This window comes from Pseudomonas huaxiensis (assembly GCF_003231275.1).
Lineage (GTDB): Bacteria > Pseudomonadota > Gammaproteobacteria > Pseudomonadales > Pseudomonadaceae > Aquipseudomonas > Aquipseudomonas huaxiensis.
This window is the reverse complement of record NZ_QKVL01000009.1, coordinates 39,485-58,467: the sequence shown is the minus strand read 5'-3', so window position 1 is coordinate 58,467 and position 18,983 is coordinate 39,485. Positions and strand designations below refer to the sequence as shown.

Sequence of the window (18,983 nt, the reverse complement as noted above, 5' to 3'; positions counted from 1 at the left end):
AATTGCCCAATATTGGGAATGATTCTTATCCTCGCCAGCACCAAGCCGACCGCCCGCCGCTGGTTCGCCGCTTACCATTCGTTCAAGGGAAATAACGTGATCAAGAAGCAACTGCCCGGCTCGCCGAAACGGCTACCGCTGAACCTCGCCGTCGGCTTCATGGCCATGGGCCTGAGTGCATGTGCCATCACCCCCGAGCCGCTGACCCTCGACCAGCAACTCGCCCAGGCCAGCGCCGACCGCAGCCAGATGTTCGACAACCAGGAACCGGTGACCCAGGCCATCGACCTGGACCAGGCCATGGCCCGCGCGGTCAAGTACAACCTGCAACAGCGGCTGGGCCTGATGGAGCGCGCCCTGGAAGACAACCTGCTGGACCAGAGCAGCTTCGACATGTTGCCCAAGCTGGCCGCCCGCGCCGGCTGGCGTGGCCGCGACAACACCCTGGCCTCGTCCAGCGAGTCGATCCGCACCGGCAACCAGTCGCTGGAGCCGTCCACCAGCCAGGACCGCTCGGTGCGCAGCGCCGACCTGCAGATGTCATGGAACGTGCTCGACTTCGGCATCGGCTACTTCGGCGCCAAAGCCCAGGCCAACAAGGTGCTGGCCGCCGAGGAACGCCGCCGTCGGGTGATCGCCGATATCATCCAGCAGGTGCGCAGCGCCTACTGGGAAGCCGCCACCGCCCAGCGCCTGCAACCGCAAGTGCAGCGCGCCCTCACCGACGCCCGCCAGGCACTGGAACAGGCCCGGCAAACCGAACGCCAGCGCCTGCTCGCCCCGGTGGACGCCCTGCGCTACCAGAAAGGCCTGCTGGAGATGGTCCGCCAACTGGAAACCGTCGACGGCGAACTGGCTACCGCCAAGGCGCGCCTGGCCGGTTTGATGAACCTGCCACCGGCAACCCGCTTCGACGTCGTGGTGCCCAGCGATCAACAGCTTCAGGCACCGAACCTGGCCTACCGCCTCGACGACCTGGAAGCCATGGCCATGGTCCGCCGCCCGGAAGTCCGCGAAGAAAGCTACCAGGCGCGCAACGCCGTGCTGGAAACCCGCGCCGCGCTGCTGCGCCTGCTGCCGGGGGCCTCGCTGTTCGTCGGCGGCAACTACGACAGCAATAGCTACACCGCCAACAGCCACTGGGCCGACGCGGGCGTGCAAGTGAGCTGGAACCTGTTCAACGTGCTCGCCTACCCGGCGATCAGCCGCACCGGCGAAGCCCGCGAAGCACTGGGCGAAATGCGCCGCCAGGCGATGCGCATGGCGGTGCTGACCCAGGTCAACGTGGCCTGGCAGCAATACCATCAGGCGACCCAGTTGTTCGAGCGTTCCAATGAGCTGCAACGGATCCAGAACGGCATCCTGTTGCAAACCGAGAACGCCGTGCGCAGCGACGCCCAGACCGTGCTCGAACAAGTGCGCACCAGCACTGAAACCGTCCTCGCCCTGCGCAGCCGCGACCGTAGCTTCGCCCAGTTGCAGACCGCCTACGGCGCGATCTACCAGGCTGCCGGCCTCGACCCGCTGCCGGAGCGTCTGGCCGGGGACAGCGTCGCCGAACTGGCCCGCGCCATCGGCCAGAAAAGCGCGGCCCTGGCCCAAGGCTCGATCCAGGCACCACTGATGGTGCGCTACGCGGTGAGCAGCAGCGACTACGTCACCCCGAAACGACTGCAGCCGGTGAACATGGACCTGTGGAGCAGCGTCGGTTCGCTGCATGGCACCGAAGTGGTCGAGGTCAGCCATGCGCCGGCCCGCCGCTGAAACCTGGCTACTGGCGCTGCTGCTCGGCAGCGCCACGGCCCTGGCCGAGGAGCCTGCGCCATTGCAGGCGCCGCCGGCCAACGCGATCAACGCGCCGGACCTGCGGGTCCAGCTCAGTGCCAGCCAGCGCACGGTGATCTCCAGCGAACTGGCGGGCAAGATCACCGAACTGAAGGTCAAGGAAGGCGACAGCTTCCGCAAGGGCGACCGCCTTGTGGCCTTTGACTGCGCCATTCACCGTGCGCGCCTGGGGCACTCCGGCGCCGCCCAGGAAGCGGCGAACAAGAAGCTCGGGGTGGCGAAGAAGCTTGATCAGTTGCAGTCCATCAGCGTCTCCGACCTCAGCCAGGCCCAGGCCGAACTGAACATGGCGCGGGCGCAGAACGGCGTGAACCAGGTGATGGTGCAGCATTGCAGCATCGCCGCGCCGTTCTCCGGCCGGGTTGCCGAGCGCAAGGTGCAGCCGGGCGAATACGTCGCCGAAGGCAAGGAACTGCTGGCGCTGTATGACGACAGCGCCTTCGAGGTGGAACTGATCGTGCCGTCGCGCTGGATGGCCTGGCTCAAGCCGGGCTACCGCTTCGACGTGCACCTGGAAGAAACCGGTGGCGACTACCCGGCCAGGGTCGAACGGCTGGGCTCGGTGATAGACCCGCTGAGCCAGACCCTCAAAGTCTTCGGCCGCCTCGACGCTCAACCCGGCCAACTGCTGCCGGGCATGAGCGGCACGGCGCGCATCGATCCGCCAGCGGCGCCGCCGACATGAGCGCCGCCCTGCCGACGCCTGCGCTGGCCGGTCTGGTCCAGCTCGAACGCCAGGTCCGCGCCGCCGAGGACATGGCGGCGCTGGGCTTCGTCATGGTCAACGACAGCCGGCGCCTGCTGCCCTATCGCCAGGCGATGCTCTGGGATGCCCGCGAGCAACGGCTGCTGACTCTATCCGGGCTGGCCACGGTGGAAGCCGACGCGCCGTTCAATCACTGGCTCGCCAGCCAGTGCCGCGTCTGGCAGCAGCAACATCCGGGACCGAAACTGGCGCAGTTCAATGCCAGCCAACTGGACGCTGCCGATCAGGCGCAATGGGCCGAATACCTGCCGTCGTGGCTGGTCTGGCTACCGTTGGCGGACCGCCACGGGCAATTGCTCGGCGCCCTGCTGCTGGCCCGCGACCAGGCGCTCGACGGCAACGACGCCAGCCTGCTGCCGCTGATGCAAGACGCTTTCGGTCACGCCTGGGCCAGCCTGCAACCGGCGCGCCAGCGTCCGCTGCAACGCCTGCGCCGTGACCGTCGCTGGTGGCTGGGCGGTGCCGGCGCGTTGCTGGTGATTTTGCTGCTGCCGATCCGCCAGGCCGCCCTCGCCCCGGCGGAAATCGTCGCCCTGCAACCCAGCGTGCTGCGCGCGCCGCTGCAAGGTGTGGTGGAACGCCTGTTGGTGGAACCGAACCAGAGCGTGAACGCCGGCCAGCCGCTGATCCAGCTCGATGCCCGTGAACTGCAAAGCCGCCTGGAAGCCTCGCGCCAGGCCATGGCAATCGCCGAAGGCGAGTTCCGCCAGGCCCAGCAACAGGCCCTCAGTGACGCCCGCAGCAAGGCCGGGCTGGCGGTGCTGCAAGGCCGTCGCGAACAGGCCATGGCCGAAGTGCGCTTTCTCGAACAAAGCCTCGAACGCACACGGATCCTCGCCCCGCACGACGGCGTCGCGCTGTTCGACGACCCGGCGCAATGGCAGGGTCGCCCGGTGTCCCTCGGCGAACAGATCATGCAGGTGGCCGACCCGGCGCACACCCAACTGGAGATCCAGTTGCCGGTCAATGACGCCATCGAATTGCAGAGCGGCGCCGAGGTGCTGCTGTTCCTCAACACCGATCCGGCGGCACCGCTGCAAGGCAGCCTCAAGCGCCTGGGCTACCGCGCCACGGCCACCGCCGAAGGCGGCATGGCCTATCGGCTGAAAGCCGCGTTCAGCGAGGCCGACCCGCGCATCCGCATCGGCCTCAAAGGCACGGCCAAGGTCTACGGCGAACGCACCACGCTGTTCACCTACCTGCTGCGCCGCCCGCTGGCGACCCTGCGCATCTGGTTCGCCCTGTGACCGCCGCCAGCGCCACCCTCGGCGAACTGCGCGAAGAACTGCGCCTGCACCCGGGTCCGCGTGACGCCAGCGGCGCGCCCGGCTGGACCCTGGAAGACCCGGCCAGCGGGCAGTTCTTCCGCCTTGGCTGGGCTGAACTGGAGATCCTCAAGCGCTGGAGCCTGGGCTGCGCGCAACGCATCGCCGAGCAGGTCAGCGCCAGCACTACCCTGCAACTGGACACCCAAGACGTCGAACGCCTGCGCGCCTTCCTGCGCAACAACCACTTGCTGCAATGCCGCGACGACGAAGACCGCGGGCGCCTGCTAGAAGCACTGCACAGCCGCAAGACCGGCTGGGCGCGCTGGCTGCTGAAAAACTACCTGTTCGTGCGCGTACCGCTGCTGCGCCCGGACGCCTTTCTGCAACGCACGTTGCCCTGGGTCGCGCCGTTCTTCAGTCGCACCTTCCTGTTGCTGACCGTCGCCGCCGGCCTGCTCGGCCTGGCCCTGGTGCTGCGCCAGTGGGACACCTTCACCCACACCTTCCTGCACTTCTTCACCTTCCAGGGCGCGGCATTGGCCGGACTGACCCTGATCCTCGCCAAGGTGCTCCACGAACTGGGCCACGCCTACACCTGCAAGCGCTACGGTGCGCGGGTGGCAACCATGGGCGTGGCGCTGCTGGTGATGTGGCCGGTGCTCTACACCGATACGTCCGGCGCCTGGCGCCTGGCCCGTCGTCGTCAGCGCCTGGCCATCGGCGCCGCCGGCATGGCCGCGGAACTGGCCCTGGCCTGCTGGGCCACGCTGCTCTGGAGTTTCCTGCAGGACGGCATGCTGCGCAGCGCCGTGTTTACCCTGGCCAGCACCACCTGGATTCTCACCCTGGCGGTCAACCTCAGCCCGTTCATGCGCTTCGACGGCTACTTCCTGTTGTCCGATCTGCTCGGCGTGCCCAACCTGCAACAACGGGCCTTCGCCCTGACCCGCTGGCGCCTGCGCGAAATGCTGTTCGGCTTCGGCGATGCCGCGCCGGAGCCGTTTTCCTCGGGCTTGCGCAGGCTGCTGATCGGCTACTCCATCGGCACCTGGATCTACCGGTTCTTCCTGTTTCTGGGCATCGCCCTGCTGGTCTACCACTTCGCCTTCAAGCTGCTCGGCCTGCTGCTGTTCGCGGTGGAGATCGGCTATTTCATCCTGATGCCATTGGTCAACGAAGCCCGCCAGTGGTACGCCCGCCGCAAGGACTACCGCATGAACCGCAACAGTGTGATCAGCCTGTCCGCCTGCCTGCTGGCGCTGGTGCTGCTGTGCCTGCCGTGGCGCAGCAGCGTCGAAGCCCCGGCGCTGCTCAAGGCCGCGCAGCAGAGCAGCCTGTACACACCGGTAGCCGCACGGCTGGCGCAGGTGCTGGTACAACCCGGCGACCGCGTGCTGGCCGGGCAGCCGCTGTTCATGCTCGATGCACCGGACCTGCGGCATGAACTGGACAGCGTCGAACGGCGCATCCTGATCCTGCAATGGCAGACCAGCTTCCAGTTGCTCGACCGCGAAAGCGCTGCCGGATTGGGCGTGGTGCGCCAGGAACTGACTGCCGCGCAACAGCGCCAGCAGGTGCTGCGCCAGCAATGGCAGGAACTCACCGTGCGTGCGGCGTTTGCCGGCGAGGTCCGCGAAGTGGCCGAACCGCTGGCCGTCGGCGAATGGCTGCCCGCGGGGCAATGGCTGGGCACACTGGTGGGGGGAACTGGCCAGCAGGTCGAGGCGTTTGTCGAAGAACATGACTTGCACCGCCTGCCACCGGACAGCCGCGGCTGGTTCTACCCCGAGACCTTCAGCCGCGCCGCGCGGCCGGTGCAACTCGAACACCTGGCGCAGACCGCCAGCCGCCGCCTCGGCTCGGCCCCGGAACTCGCCTCACCCTACCAGGGCAGCATCGCCGCCAGCCTCGACGGCAACGAACCGCCCAAGCCCGAACAAGCGCTGTACCGGGCGACGCTGAAGGTGAGTGGTGATGCGCCGGAGAACGCCATGGTCCTGCGGGGTACGGTGGTGCTGGAAGGTGAGCGGCAGAGCCTGTTGTGGCGGGGGGTGAATAATCTGGTGGCGGTGGTGATTCGGGAGTCGGCGTTCTGAGTTTTGCGCATCGCGAGCAAGCTCGCTCCTACAGTTCACACACACACCTGTAGGAGCGAGCTTGCTCGCGATGCGGGGACTCAACTCTCTGACCTTAAGCGATCTTAATAGAGCCACGATTGTCCCCCTCCCACCCCGCTGCGCATCATTCCCGGCACAGTCACCTTCGATGGAATGCCCGATGAATGCTCCCGCCGTTTCCGCCCCCTCCCCCAGCCGTTGCAAACGCCTGAAAGCCGCCAGCAGTAGCGACCACGACAGCGTTGACGCACTGGTCATGGCCGCGCAGCCATTCGCCAGCCGCGAGCGCTACGCGCTGTTCCTGCAGCTGCAACACCGTTTTCACGGCAGCCTGCTGGGGCTGTACCGCGATAGCGACCTGAACGCGCAACTGCCCGGCCTGGAACTGCTGTCGCGTTTTGCAGCGGTGGAATCGGACCTGCGTGACCTCGGCCTGGAAACACCCGCCGCGCCGGCGTTGGTGGAACTGGCGCACCCGGCTGAAGCCCTGGGCTGGCTGTATTGCAGTGAAGGCTCGAACCTGGGTGCGGCGTTTCTGTTCAAGGAGACCCAGCGCCTGGGCCTGGACGGCGAGCAAGGCGCCCGCCACCTGGCCGCCCACCCGGACGGCCGCGCGCCGCACTGGCGGCAGTTCGTTGCGCTGGTGGATGCGCTGGAGCTGAGTAGCGAGGAAGAGGCTCATGCGGTGAAGGGTGCGATCAATGCGTTCGATGCCTATCGCGGGCATCTGCGGGCGGTGTTTGGTTAAGAGGATTGAGCGCCGCTTGCGCGGCGCATCGCTGCGGTTCGGCGCCAAACCCTCAAGCCGGCCGCAAAATCAACACCGCCAACGGCGGCAGGTTCAACGCCAGCGAAATCGGCTGGCCATGACTCGGCAGCGCCTGCCCGACCACCGCCCCTTCATTGCCGTAGTTGGTACCGGCATAGCGCTGCGAATCGCTGTTGAATACCTCATCCCAACGCTCGCCGAACGGCACACCAATGCGGTAGCCCTCGCGAGGAATCGGGGTGAAGTTGGCGACCACCAGCAGCGGCTCACCACTGGCACTCCAGCGCAACCACGCATAGACGCTGTTGTGTGCATCATCGCCAATCAGCCACTGGAAACCCTGGGGCGCGCAATCCTGCTGGTGCAGGGCCGGCTCTTCGCGGTACAGGCGGTTGAGGTCGCCGACCAGGCGCTGCACCCCAAGGTGTTCGCTGTACTGCAGCAGGTACCAGTCGAGTTCACTGTCGTGGTTCCACTCGCGCCACTGGCCAAACTCGCAACCCATGAACAACAGCTTCTTGCCCGGATGGCACCACATGAACGCCAGGTAGGCGCGCAGGTTGGCGAATTTCTGCCAGCGGTCGCCGGGCATCTTGTCGATCAGCGAGTGCTTGCCATGTACCACTTCGTCATGGGAAATCGGCAGGATGAAATGCTCGGAGTACGCATAGATCAGGCCGAAGCTCATTTCGTTGTGGTGGTGCTGGCGATGGATCGGGTCATTCTGGATGTAGTGCAGTGTGTCGTGCATCCAGCCCATGTTCCATTTGTAGGAGAAGCCCAGCCCGCCCTGCTGCACCGGCTGGCTGACGCCGGGCCACGCGGTGGATTCCTCGGCGATGACCAGCGCACCCGGCACTTCGACCGCCACCACCTCGTTGAGGTGACGCAGGAAGTCGATGGCTTCAAGGTTCTCGCGGCCGCCGTGGCGGTTCGGCACCCATTCGCCGGCCTTGCGCGAATAATCGCGGTAGAGCATCGAGGCCACCGCGTCGACCCGTAGTCCGTCGATATGGAATTCCCGCAGCCAGTGCAGCGCCGAAGCCAGCATGAAACCGTGCACTTCGGTGCGGCCGAGGTTATAGATCAGGGTGTCCCAGTCCTGGTGGAAGCCTTCCAGCGGATTTTCGTATTCGTACAGCGCGGTGCCGTCGAAGCGGCTCAGGCCGTGGCTGTCGGTAGGGAAATGCGCCGGCACCCAGTCGAGGATCACGCCGATGCTGGCCTGGTGGCAGGCATCGATGAATGCGGCGAAATCCTCCGCCGAGCCGTAACGCGCCGTGGGTGCGAACATCGACAGCGGCTGATAGCCCCACGAGCCACCGAACGGGTGCTCCATGATCGGCATCAGTTCGATATGGGTGAAGCCCATTTCCTGGATGTACGGCACCAGACGCTCGGCCAGCTCACGCCAGTTGAAGAACCGGCTGACCTCGCCGACCTCGTCCAGCTCGCACTGCCAGGAGCCGGCATGCAGTTCGTAGATCGACAACGGCGCGTTGCTGCGCTGACGCGCTTCTCGCTCCTGCAGCCATTGCTGGTCGCGCCATTGGTGCCCCAACGGGCCGGCCACTTTCGAGGCGGTGCTGGGCGGCAATTCGGTCGCCCGGGCCAACGGGTCGGCCTTGAGCGGCAGCACGCCGTCCTGGCCGAGCACTTCGTATTTGTAGGTTTCACCAGCGCCCAGGCGCGGAATGAACAACTCCCAGACCCCGCTGGCATGGCGCAGGCGCATCGGATGACGACGGCCATCCCAGTTGTTGAAGGCGCCCACCACCGAGACGCGCCGGGCATTCGGCGCCCATACCGAGAACCGCACGCCATGCACGCCATTGGCCTCGATCGGCTGCGCGCCAAGGCGGTTAGCGAGGTCACGGTGATTGCCCTCGCTGAACAGGTAAAGGTCCATATCGCCCAGTTGCGGACCAAAGTTGTAGGGGTCTTCGGTGACCTGCTCGCCCCCGGCCCAGCGGATGCGCCAGAGGTAATCGCCCGGTGGCTGGGTGAAGTGTGCGATGAACAGTCCTGGCACGCTTCCCTGCTCCAGCTCGGCGAGTTCCGCGCCATTGCCGCGGCTCAGCGCATGTACGCTCAGCGCATCGGGCAAATAGGCGCGCAACCAGGTGCCTCCCGCACCATCGCCGTGCGCACCGAGCACCGAAAATGGGTCGCTGTGCCGGGCATTCACCAGATCATCGACATCGGTACGACTCAGCCCGCCATGTTCCCGCTTGTGCACGCTCATCTACTGCTCTCCCCAGGTACTGACAAGCCCGTGCAGACCATGCAAGGGCACGGCCAACCAGCTCGGGCGGTTTTCGGCTTCATAGGCAATTTCGTAGGCAGCCTTCTCCAGGCTGAACAGTTCCAACGCCGCCTGCTCGCCGCCGTCTTGCGCCCAGGCATGGGGAAGACTGGCGGTGGCCAGGCCGTAGGCCTGGACGAAGGCGTGGCGTGACTGATGCAGGTAGCGGCGGGCGACACGTTGCCGCGCCTGCACATTGTCGGGCAGCGCGCCAGCTCCCGCCGCGCCGCGCAGCGCCATCGCAGCAGCATAGTCGAAGGAACGCAGCACGCCGCTGACGTCCTTGTAGGGGCTGTGCCGGGCCCGACGCTCGTCCAGCGGCCGCGCCGGCTCGCCCTCGAAATCGATCAGGTAGGCATCACCCTGCACCACCAGCACCTGGCCCAGGTGCAGGTCACCATGCACGCGCATCACCAGGCCGCCTTCGGCCTGCTGGGCCAGTTGGCCGACTTCGCGCAGCAGGCCTTCGCGCTGCTGTTCGAGGTCGGCGACCAGGGCCTGGCTTTCGCCGTCGAGCTGGTCACGGTGCTGCACCAGCAGGTCCAGCGCGGTGCGCAGTTGCTCGGCGATCTGCTCGCCCCAGCGCTGGCTGTCCTGGCCATCACTGACGCGAGTCTGGAACGCCGGGTCGTCGCTGGGCAATGCCAGGGCCTGGTGCATTTCACCCAGGCGCTGGCCGAGCAATGCCGCGAAGACGGTGAGGTCTTCCAGCGCGTCAGCGTGGCCTTCGCCGCGCAGTTGCGGGGCATCCATTTCATCGCGCACGGCGCGTTCGAGGTTGTTCTGGGTCCAGTCCCAGGCATCACCCTGGTTGCTCAGGTAACCCTGGGCAATCGCCAGCAGGTGCGGTTCGCCGGACGCATCGACGCGACTCAACCAGCCCAACAATGGCGAAATATTGGCGAAGCCGACGGCGGTCAGGTAGGCGCCCATTTCCAGTTCCGGGTGGATCCCGCCGTTGACCCGGCGAATCAGCTTGAGTACCAGCTTGCCGCCGACCACCACCGAGCTGTTGGACTGCTCGGCGGACAGGTAGCGCACCTCGGCGTCAGCGCCCAGGTTCAGTTCCGCCAGTTGCGGGGTGGATTCGAATTGCAGTTCGCCGTCGCTGCCCGCCAGCCGGGTGTGCTGGGCGAAACCGTCGAGCAGGCCGCGAACGAAGGTCTCCAGGCTGAAGCCATCGGTGATGAAGCCGACCTGACGGCCACGGCGCACCCGCGCAAGGGCCAGTTGCTGCGGCAACGCGGTATGAATCTGCTCCTCGCCGATCAGGCCGAACGGCAGGAAGTAACGGCGCCGCTGGCCACCGCTGTCCACCTCGATCTCACTGAGCAAGACCGGGCTGGTGGGCGAGCCGAAACGCACGCCGTAGGCGATCTGCACCTGATCGATGGCCGCGTCCTTGCCGGCGAACCAGCGCCGTTTGGGCAGGTACTGCGGCAGGATGCTCTGTTCCAGTGTGCCGCGCGCCGGAGCGTCGAGCAGTTCCTCCATGCGTTGCTTCAACACCAGGGTGGTGAACTCCGGCAGCGGTTGCGCAGCTTCCACGTGCCAACTGGGCATGCTGTCCTTCGGCGCCAGCAGGAACCAATAGAAGCCGTACGGCGCCAGGGTCAGCATGAACGGCAAGTGGCCGATCGGCGGGAAGGCACAGCCGCCGAGCATTTCCACCGGCACCCGGTCGACCCACGGCGCCAGGTCCAGCTCCACCGCCTGGGCGGCGCGGGACACGTTGGCCACGCACAGCACGGTTTCGCTGACGCCATCGGGTCCTGTGAACTCGCGCAGGTAGGCAAGAATGCGGCGGTTGTTCGGCGCGAGCATTTTCAGGGTGCCGCGACCGAAGGCCTTCTGCTGCTTGCGCACCGCCAGCAAGCGACGGTTCCAGTTCAATAATGAGTGCGGGTCTTCGGCCTGCGACTCGACGTTGACCGTCTGGTAACCGTACTGCGGGTCCATGATCGGCGGCAATACCAGCCGCGCCGGATCGGCGCGGGAGAACCCGCCGTTACGGTCCAGCGACCACTGCATCGGCGTGCGCACGCCATCGCGGTCACCGAGGTAGATGTTGTCGCCCATGCCGATTTCGTCGCCGTAGTACAGGGTCGGCGTGCCGGGCATCGACAGCAGCAGGCTGGTCAGCAGCTCGACGCGGCGGCGGTCGCGCTGCATCAGCGGCGCCAGACGCCGGCGGATGCCGAGGTTGATCCGCGCCCGGCGGTCCTCGGCATAGTAGTTCCACAGGTAATCGCGCTCACGGTCGGTGACCATTTCCAGGGTCAGCTCATCATGGTTGCGCAGGAAAATCGCCCACTGGCAGTTCTCCGGGATTTCCGGGGTCTGGCGCAGGATATCGGTGATCGGGAAACGGTCTTCCTGGGCCAGCGCCATGTACATGCGCGGCATCAGCGGGAAGTGGAAGGCCATGTGGCATTCGTCGCCCTTGCCTTCGCCGAAATACAACTGGGTGTCTTCCGGCCATTGGTTGGCCTCGGCCAGGAGCATGCGATCGGGATAGTTGGCGTCGATTTCGGCGCGGATCTGCTTCAGGACCTGATGGGTTTCCGGCAGGTTCTCGTTGTTGGTGCCATCACGCTCGATCAGGTACGGAATGGCGTCCAGGCGCAGGCCGTCGACGCCGAGGTCGAGCCAGAACCGCATAACGTCGATCACCGCCTTCATCACTTGCGGGTTATCGAAGTTCAGGTCCGGCTGATGCGAGTAGAAGCGGTGCCAGAAGTACTGGCCGGCGACCGGATCCCAGGTCCAGTTGGACTTTTCCGTGTCGAGGAAGATGATCCGCGTGCCGTCGTATTTCTGGTCGCTGTCGGACCACACATAGAAATCCCTCGCCTTGGAGCCGCGCTTGGCGTGCCGTGCCCGCTGGAACCACGGGTGCTGGTCGGAGGTGTGGTTGATGACCAGCTCGGTGATCACCCGCAGGTTGCGTTTATGCGCCTCGGCGATGAAGCGGCGGACATCGGCCAGGGTGCCGTAGTCGCTGTGCACCGCCTTGTAGGCCGCGATGTCGTAACCATCATCGCGGCGCGGCGAGGGGTAGAACGGCAGCAGCCAGAGAGTGTTCACCCCCAGGTCCGCGATGTAGTCGAGCTTGGCCAGCAGGCCGGGAAAATCGCCGATACCGTCGTTGTTGGAGTCGAAAAAGGATTTGATGTGGATCTGGTAGATGATCGCGTCCTTGTACCAGAGGGGATCATCAATGAAGGCCGCGGGACGGTTTTTTCTCGCCATGGTCGGTTCCCTTTCTAGTTCGCTTTGTCCAGACGCCAGATACCGAACGGCAGGTGCCAGGGCTCGATACGCATCCACTGGGTCTTGCCGTGCCAGTTCCAGCGGTGGCCGGTCATCAGGTCTTCGCCGCGGGTGGTGGCGTTGTCATCCAGCCCCAGTTCCCATAGCGGCAATTCGAAGTGCGCTTCCTGGGCGTTGTGCGGATCAAGGCTGACCGCCACCAGAATGAAGCCCTCGCCATCGGGATCGGGCTTGCCGAAATAGACGATGTTGTCGTTCCACGCGTTGTAGAAGCGCACGCCCAAGTGACTTTGCAGCGCCGGTTGCTGGCGGCGGATGCGGTTGAGCTGGGCGATCTCGGCAACGATGTTGCCGGGCTGGGTGAAGTCGCGCGGACGGATCTCGTATTTCTCCGAGTCCAGGTACTCCTCCTTGCCGGGGATCGGCGTCGCTTCGCACAGTTCAAAGCCCGAGTACATGCCCCACACGCCCGAACCCATGGTCGCCAGGGCGGCGCGGATGAGGAAGCCGGCGCGCCCGCTGTGGTGCAGGAAGAACGGGTTGATGTCCGGGGTGTTGACGAAGAAGTTGGGCCGGTAACACAGCGACCACGGCGGTTGGTCGAGGGTCTGGAAATATTCTTCGATCTCGGCCTTGGTATTGCGCCAGGTGAAATAGGTGTAGCTCTGGCTGAAACCGACCTTGCCCAGCCGCGCCATCATCCCCGGCTTGGTGAAGGCCTCGGCGAGGAAAATCACCTCCGGGTGGCGGCCGCGAATGTCGGCGATCAGCCATTGCCAGAACGGCAGCGGTTTGGTGTGCGGGTTGTCGACGCGAAATTGCGTCACGCCCTCTTCCACCCAGCCCAGCACCACATCGCGCAGCGCCAGCCACAGCGAGGGGATGGCGTCGGGCGCGTAGAAATCGACGTTGACGATGTCCTGGTATTTCTTCGGCGGGTTTTCCGCGTAACGAATGCTGCCGTCCGGGCGCCAGGAGAACCAGCCGGGATGCTCCTTGAGCCAGGGATGGTCCTGGGAGCACTGGATGGCGAAGTCGAGGGCGATCTCCAGGCCATGCTCGGCGGCGGCGGCCACCAACCGGCGGAAATCCTCGCGGCTGCCCAATTGCGGATGGATGGCGTCATGGCCGCCGTCGGCGCTGCCGATGGCATAGGGACTGCCGGGATCGTCGGCCGCGGCCTGCAGGGCATTGTTGCGGCCCTTGCGAAACTGCTTGCCGATGGGATGGATGGGCGGGAAATACAGCACGTCGAAGCCCATGTCGCGGATCATCGGCAGGCGTTCGTGCACGTCATTGAAGGTGCCGTGGCGCTGTGGATCGTCGGTGATCGAGCGCGGGAACAACTCGTACCAACTGGCGAACACCGCCCGCTCGCGCTCCACTTCCAGAGGGAATTCCGGGCTGCGGCTGAGGTAACTGCGCGGTTCGGCCTGGGCCATCAGCACCCGCGTGGGGGACGCCATCAGCAGTTCCACCTGAGCCTGCGCCGATAGCCCTTTGCGCAGGCGCTTGGCGATCGTCAGCAGTTGTTCGCGCAGCGGGCCGGCGCTGCGTTCGGCGCCGTGCTCCAGATGCAGGCGGCCTTCCTTCAGTTCTAGGGCGATATCCACGCCGGCGCTGAATTTCTTCTCCAGATCGTGACAAAAGGTGGCGTAGCCATCGATCCACGCCTCGATCAGGAACAGGTGCCGGCCCACCTCGTTGATGCGGAACGCCGCTTGCCAGCGGTCATTGCCCAGCGCCACCATCGGGATGCTGTGCCAGCGCCGGCTGCGGGCCTGGCGCCAGTTGAGGGTGACCGCCAGCACGTCATGGCCATCGGCGAACACCGAACTGTTCACCGTCACCGTCTTGCCCACTTCGGTCTTGACCGGAAACAGCCCGGCATCGAGCACGGGACTGGTGTTCTCGATCACCACACGCGGCAGCAACAGGGCCTGGGACAGGCTCAGGGGTTCGTCGGCGGGGCTGTCGCCACCGGCCATTCGCTCGGTTTCGAAAGGCTCATTGCGGGTCATCGAACATCGCTCCGTTACGGCTGGCGGTAATGGTTCAGAGCAATGGCTGGCGCGGGGGTTCAATAAAAAGTGAGCGATGCCGGGAGTGCGAGGTCGAAGCCTTGAACGTCGCAATCAACGTCCCTTCGAGGTGAGGCCAATGAATATCCCTATCCCGGCAGAAACGCCCGATCCGAACATCGACGACCCGAACCTGCCACCACCGGATCCGGTACAGGAGCCCGAAGGCGTACCGGTCAAACCAACCGTTCCGCCTACCGTCGGCGACCCGCCCAATGAAGAGCCTCCGGTGAAAGGCCAAGCATAGACGGCTTGCCACGTCGTGCCCGGGGATTTTTCCGGGCGTTGGCGTGGCCTTCGGCTCAGTGCAAAAAGCCCAGCAGCAAGGTGGCAAGAATCACCGTCGAAGCACCGCCGATCCGCGTGGAAATCTGCGCGAACGGCATCAGTGACATGCGGTTGGAAGCTGACAGGATCGCCACGTCCCCGGTGCCACCCAACCCGCTGTGGCAGCACGTGACGATCGCCGACTCGATCGGGAACATCTTCAGCAGGTTGCCGATCAGGAAACCCGCCAGAGTCATGGCGATCACCACCGAGGCGCAGACCACCACATAGCCCGGCGAGAACACCTTGACCACACTGTCCAGCGGCACATACAGCATGCCGAGGCCGATCATCACCGGCCAGATGAACGCCGTGGACACCAGCTTGTAGAACGACTTGCTGCCCTCCTCCAGCCGTGCCGGCAGCACTTGCAGGTATTTGAACAGCACCGCCACCAGAATCATCATCACCGGCCCCGGTATGTGCACCACCTTCTCCAGCAGGCCGCCGAGGACGAAGAAGGCGCAGATCACCAGCACTCCCGCGCCCATGTAGCGCATGTCGATGCCCTGGCTTTTGTCTTCCGGCTCGCGGAAGCGGTCGTTCTCTTCCCGGGCGCGGATTAGCATGCCGTCGCCATTCATTTCCGGCCGACGCAGGGCCAGGCGCGCCAGCACCCCGGCACAGATGATCGCGACAATATTGCCCACCACCGCCGCCGGAACCAGTTGCGCCACGTACTGGTCGGGGCTGCCGCCGAGAATCGCCGAGTAAGCCAGCGACAACGGCAGGATGCCTTCGCCGATGCCGCCGCCAATGATCGGCACGATGATGAAAAAGAACGTGTGGTAGACGCTGTAGCCAAACAGCGAGCCTACCACCAGGCCAACACCCACTGCGGCCAGCGTGCCGACCAGCAGCGGTACGAACATGCGCACCATGCCTTGGACCAGGATGAAGCGGTTCATGCCGAGAATGCTGCCCACCACCAGGCTCGCGATGACGAAATAAAGGAAATTGGCGTCCTTCATCAGCATCCTGGTCGCGTCGATGGTGGTGCTGCCGAAGAAGCCGTAGAACACCAGCACCGACGGCAGCATCAGGCACAGAATCGCGCCGCCGCCGATTTCCTTGAGTATCGGCAGGCGTTGGCCAACCTGACCGAAGAACATGCCCAAGGTCATGATCACCGCCAGACCGCCGATCATGGTTTTTGGCAACAGGCCAAAGTGTGCGGACAGAAACACCGTCAGGGCGATACCGATGAAGTACGGCAACGGGATCACGCCGATTTCATAACGCAGCAGTCGGCGCAACGAGGAGGTGGCAGTGTCGGCAGGCGCCACCGGGGAATCGGAAACCAGGCTCATGGTCGTTCCTCTATTTGTTGTTGTAGGAGGAGTAGCGACGCTGCCGAATCTGTGGCCCGGAGCGTCGATAAGGAATGCTATCCTTCGCGTTTAGTGGAATAAACGTGCAAACCATAAGAGCCATGAACACACTTCGTATCGAATCTCCGTTACCCGAAGACCTCCGTGTGTTCCTCACGGTGATCCGCAAATCCAGTTTCGCCGGGGCCGCCGATGAGTTGGGCCAATCGCCCGCCTATGTCAGCAAGCGCATTCGCATCCTTGAAGAAACCCTGGGTACCCGCCTCTTGCACCGCACCACCCGGCGTATCGCCCTGACCGAAGCCGGCGAGCGCACCCAGCGCTGGGCGGTGCGCATTCTCGATGATCTGGACGACTTCGTCGGCGAGCTGACCGAAGCACGCAAGGCGCCGCGGGGCATGCTGCATATCTGCAGCAGCTTCGGTTTCGGTCGTAACCATGTGGCCCCGGCGATTGCCGGGCTCAGCTCCACCTACCCTGACCTGGAAGTGCGTCTGGACGTGTTCGATCGGGTGGTGGATATCGTCGCCGAAGGCTTCGACCTGGAAATCCGCGTCGGCGACGACATCCCGGGGCAACACATCAGCCGCAAGCTGGTAAGCAACCGTCGGGTGCTGTGCGCCACCCCGGAATACCTTGCCGCCCGCGGCGCGCCAAACACCCTCAAGGACCTGGCCGACCACGACTGCCTGGTGCTCAAGGAACGCAACAACCCCTTCGGCGTCTGGCACCTGGAAAGCGCTGGGCGCGAAGAAGCGGTTCGGGTCAGCGGGCCGTTATCATCGAACAACGGCGAGATCGTCCTGCAATGGGCACTGGGTGGCAAAGGCATCCTGCTGCGCTCGCTATGGGACGTGCGACCGCTGCTGGAACAAGGGAAGCTGGTTCAGGTGCTGCACGATTACACCCAGAGCGCCAACGTCTGGGCGGTGTACCCGACGCGACTATCGGACTCGGCTAAATTGCGGGTGTGCGTGGAATTCCTGGAACGGTATCTACGGGATCGGCCATGAGCTGACGCCGCCACTGGCCACCTGCTGCTGCGAAAAAACAAGCGCAACGCTACCGTCCGGCGGCAACCCCGGAATGATTGAACGTCATCGAAGGTCTACCGAGTCAGGTAGCGCCTGTTGCGGGAAGGGTTCGATCATGCGCCTCATGCTGAATGCCATCTGCTTGACCATCACGCTTGTGCTCAGCGCCACCGCCGGTGCGGCCGACCCCGCCGTTGCCGCCAAGGCGGAAGAGAAAGCCGAAGCGCTGGAGCACGCGGTCGCGACGCAGGCTGCTCCTGCCAAACCGGCCCCCAGCGAGACCATCACCGCTACCGAAGCCAAGGCGGTGGACCCGCAAGGCGCCGCGCCCCTCGACGACACCCTGACCTGCCTGGCCCGGACCATCTATTGGGAATCCAAGGGCGCCAGCAGCGCCGACATGCAGGCGGTGGCCAATGTGGTGCTCAACCGCGTCGGGCACGACGGGTTCCCCGACACTGTCTGCGCGGTGGTCAAGGACGGCTCGGAGCGCCATGCGTGCCAGTTCTCCTGGTGGTGCGACGGCCGCGCCGACCAGATCAAGGAAGACGACGAATACCTCCAGGCCAAGGAAGTCGCCCGCCAGGTACTCAACCGTCAACTGCCGGACAACAGCCGCGGCGCCCTTTACTTCCACGACCGCAATGTCTCCCCCGATTGGTCGAAAACCTTCCTCAGAACCGCACAGACCGGCAAATTCGTCTTTTACCGACCCAAGAATGGCGCCGCCCGTTAATAGCGATGCGGAACCCTGAAGGCCCTGGGCCAGACAAAGACGACACGCGCACGTCATATCTGGCTACCATGCACGCCATACGGCAACCATTCCCCAAGTGACCGGGGAGCACCGGCCGACCATGACCGCGGACCGCCGGATTTACTGCAAGACGTGCCACACCGGGCCTTCCAGCATGCCCCGTGGCGCCAGATCAAGGGAGATTCAAATGCGCGTCAGCTCATCCATCCTGCGTATCGCCATGTTCTGCCTGGCCCCGCTGTTCGCCAGTCAGGCCGTGGCAAGCGAGGAGACGCAACTGATCGATGCGATCAACAGTTTTCGCAACCAGCCTCAACACTGCGCAGGCCAGGCCTCACTGGAACTGCCGCCACTGGCCAGTGATCCGCGCCTGATCCTGTCGGTCACCGGCATGGGCGACCTGCAACAGCAACTGACCCGGGCCACTTACCCCATGGTCAATGTCCAGGCCATCAGCCTGTCCGGCCCGCGGGATGCGGCGGCCGCCATGCAGGCGATACGCGAGAGTTTCTGCCAGGTGGTGCTCGACCCGCAGTTCGTCGATATCGGCGTGAGCCGCGTGGACCGCGAATGGCGCATCGTCGTTGCCCGGCCACTGCTCAGCGCGCGCCTGGGCGACTGGCAGAGTGAAGGCCAGCAACTGCTCGAAGCGATCAACAGTGCCCGCGCCCAACCTCGCCAGTGCGGCAGCCAGGCGATGGCCGCCACCAGCCCGCTGGCTTGGAACGCCACTCTGGCCGGGGTCGCCCAGAGTCACAGCCGGGCCATGGCCAACCAGAATTTCTTCGACCATATCGACCGCGACGGCCGCACCCCCGGCGACCGCGCCGAACTGGCCGGCTACAACGGCCAGCGCATCAGCGAGAACATCGCCGCCGGCCTCGACAGCCCGCGCAAAGTACTCGAAGGCTGGCTGGCCAGCCCCGGCCACTGCGCCAACCTGATGAACCCGGCCCTGCGTGAACTCGGCGCGGCGTATGCCACCGACCCGAAAAGCGACGCGGGAATCTATTGGACTGCGTTGTTCGGCACGCCATAGGCCGTGCGCCCACCTGTTATTTTTGTCAGTTAACGGAAATCGCCTAACAGTGCACTCTTGACCCCATGCCT

Annotated in this window: 13 protein-coding genes; 9 read left to right on the top strand and 4 right to left on the bottom strand. The window is 65.0% G+C overall.

Going from position 1 to position 18,983, the window contains the following annotated elements; all coding sequences use genetic code 11:
- Positions 1-18: 18 nt before the first annotated feature.
- The 5 genes from DM374_RS12810 (at position 19) to DM374_RS12790 (ending at position 6,744) form a co-directional block, all read left to right on the top strand.
- A complete protein-coding gene (locus DM374_RS12810) occupies positions 19-1,764 on the top strand; it encodes a TolC family protein (protein WP_225422491.1) in 1,746 nt (581 codons plus the stop codon).
- Entirely contained in the window at positions 1,745-2,530 is a 786-nt protein-coding gene (locus tag DM374_RS12805; protein WP_157969689.1) for an efflux RND transporter periplasmic adaptor subunit, read from the top strand. Before DM374_RS12810 ends, DM374_RS12805 begins: the two co-directional genes overlap by 20 nt.
- Entirely contained in the window at positions 2,527-3,858 is a 1,332-nt protein-coding gene (locus tag DM374_RS12800) for an efflux RND transporter periplasmic adaptor subunit (RefSeq protein ID WP_110970153.1), read from the top strand. Before DM374_RS12805 ends, DM374_RS12800 begins: the two co-directional genes overlap by 4 nt.
- Positions 3,855-5,975 (top strand): HlyD family efflux transporter periplasmic adaptor subunit, encoded by a 2,121-nt coding sequence (locus DM374_RS12795; RefSeq protein ID WP_110970152.1) that lies wholly within the window; start codon positions 3,855-3,857, stop codon positions 5,973-5,975. The genes DM374_RS12800 and DM374_RS12795 overlap by 4 nt, the downstream gene beginning before the upstream one ends.
- A gap of 181 nt (positions 5,976-6,156) precedes the next feature.
- Positions 6,157-6,744, top strand: coding sequence for a biliverdin-producing heme oxygenase (locus DM374_RS12790; protein ID WP_110970151.1), 588 nt, complete (start codon positions 6,157-6,159; stop codon positions 6,742-6,744).
- Positions 6,745-6,796: 52 nt separating this feature from the next.
- Here DM374_RS12790 and glgB read toward each other — a convergent pair whose 3' ends face one another.
- From glgB to DM374_RS12775, 3 genes are read right to left on the bottom strand one after another with little or no spacing between them, the layout of a single operon-like run.
- Complete coding sequence (glgB, locus tag DM374_RS12785) at positions 6,797-9,010, bottom strand: 1,4-alpha-glucan branching protein GlgB (RefSeq protein ID WP_110970150.1); 2,214 nt, start codon at positions 9,008-9,010, stop codon at positions 6,797-6,799.
- Complete coding sequence (gene treS, locus DM374_RS12780; protein ID WP_110970149.1) at positions 9,011-12,322, bottom strand: maltose alpha-D-glucosyltransferase; 3,312 nt, start codon at positions 12,320-12,322, stop codon at positions 9,011-9,013. It lies immediately after the preceding gene.
- Positions 12,323-12,336: 14 nt separating this feature from the next.
- Positions 12,337-14,364, bottom strand: a complete 2,028-nt coding sequence (locus DM374_RS12775) for an alpha-1,4-glucan--maltose-1-phosphate maltosyltransferase (RefSeq protein ID WP_110970148.1) — start codon at positions 14,362-14,364, stop codon at positions 12,337-12,339.
- 139 nt (positions 14,365-14,503) lie between these two features.
- On the opposite strand from DM374_RS12775, the gene DM374_RS33455 reads away from it, so the two are divergent.
- On the top strand, positions 14,504-14,671 hold the full coding sequence (locus DM374_RS33455; protein ID WP_175649702.1) for a hypothetical protein: 168 nt from the start codon (positions 14,504-14,506) through the stop codon (positions 14,669-14,671).
- A 55-nt stretch (positions 14,672-14,726) separates the two neighbouring features.
- Here DM374_RS33455 and DM374_RS12770 read toward each other — a convergent pair whose 3' ends face one another.
- A complete protein-coding gene (locus DM374_RS12770) occupies positions 14,727-16,061 on the bottom strand; it encodes a 2-hydroxycarboxylate transporter family protein (protein ID WP_110970147.1) in 1,335 nt (444 codons plus the stop codon).
- 122 nt (positions 16,062-16,183) lie between these two features.
- Between DM374_RS12770 and DM374_RS12765 the strand changes: the two genes are divergently transcribed.
- The 3 genes from DM374_RS12765 (at position 16,184) to DM374_RS12755 (ending at position 18,912) form a co-directional block, all read left to right on the top strand.
- On the top strand, positions 16,184-17,095 hold the full coding sequence (locus DM374_RS12765; RefSeq protein WP_110970146.1) for a LysR substrate-binding domain-containing protein: 912 nt from the start codon (positions 16,184-16,186) through the stop codon (positions 17,093-17,095).
- A 136-nt stretch (positions 17,096-17,231) separates the two neighbouring features.
- Positions 17,232-17,852: a cell wall hydrolase gene (locus tag DM374_RS12760; RefSeq protein ID WP_110970145.1), complete on the top strand. Its 621-nt coding sequence runs from the start codon at positions 17,232-17,234 to the stop codon at positions 17,850-17,852.
- Between the two features lie 208 nt (positions 17,853-18,060).
- On the top strand, positions 18,061-18,912 hold the full coding sequence (locus tag DM374_RS12755; protein WP_110970144.1) for a CAP domain-containing protein: 852 nt from the start codon (positions 18,061-18,063) through the stop codon (positions 18,910-18,912).
- Positions 18,913-18,983 lie beyond the last annotated feature (71 nt).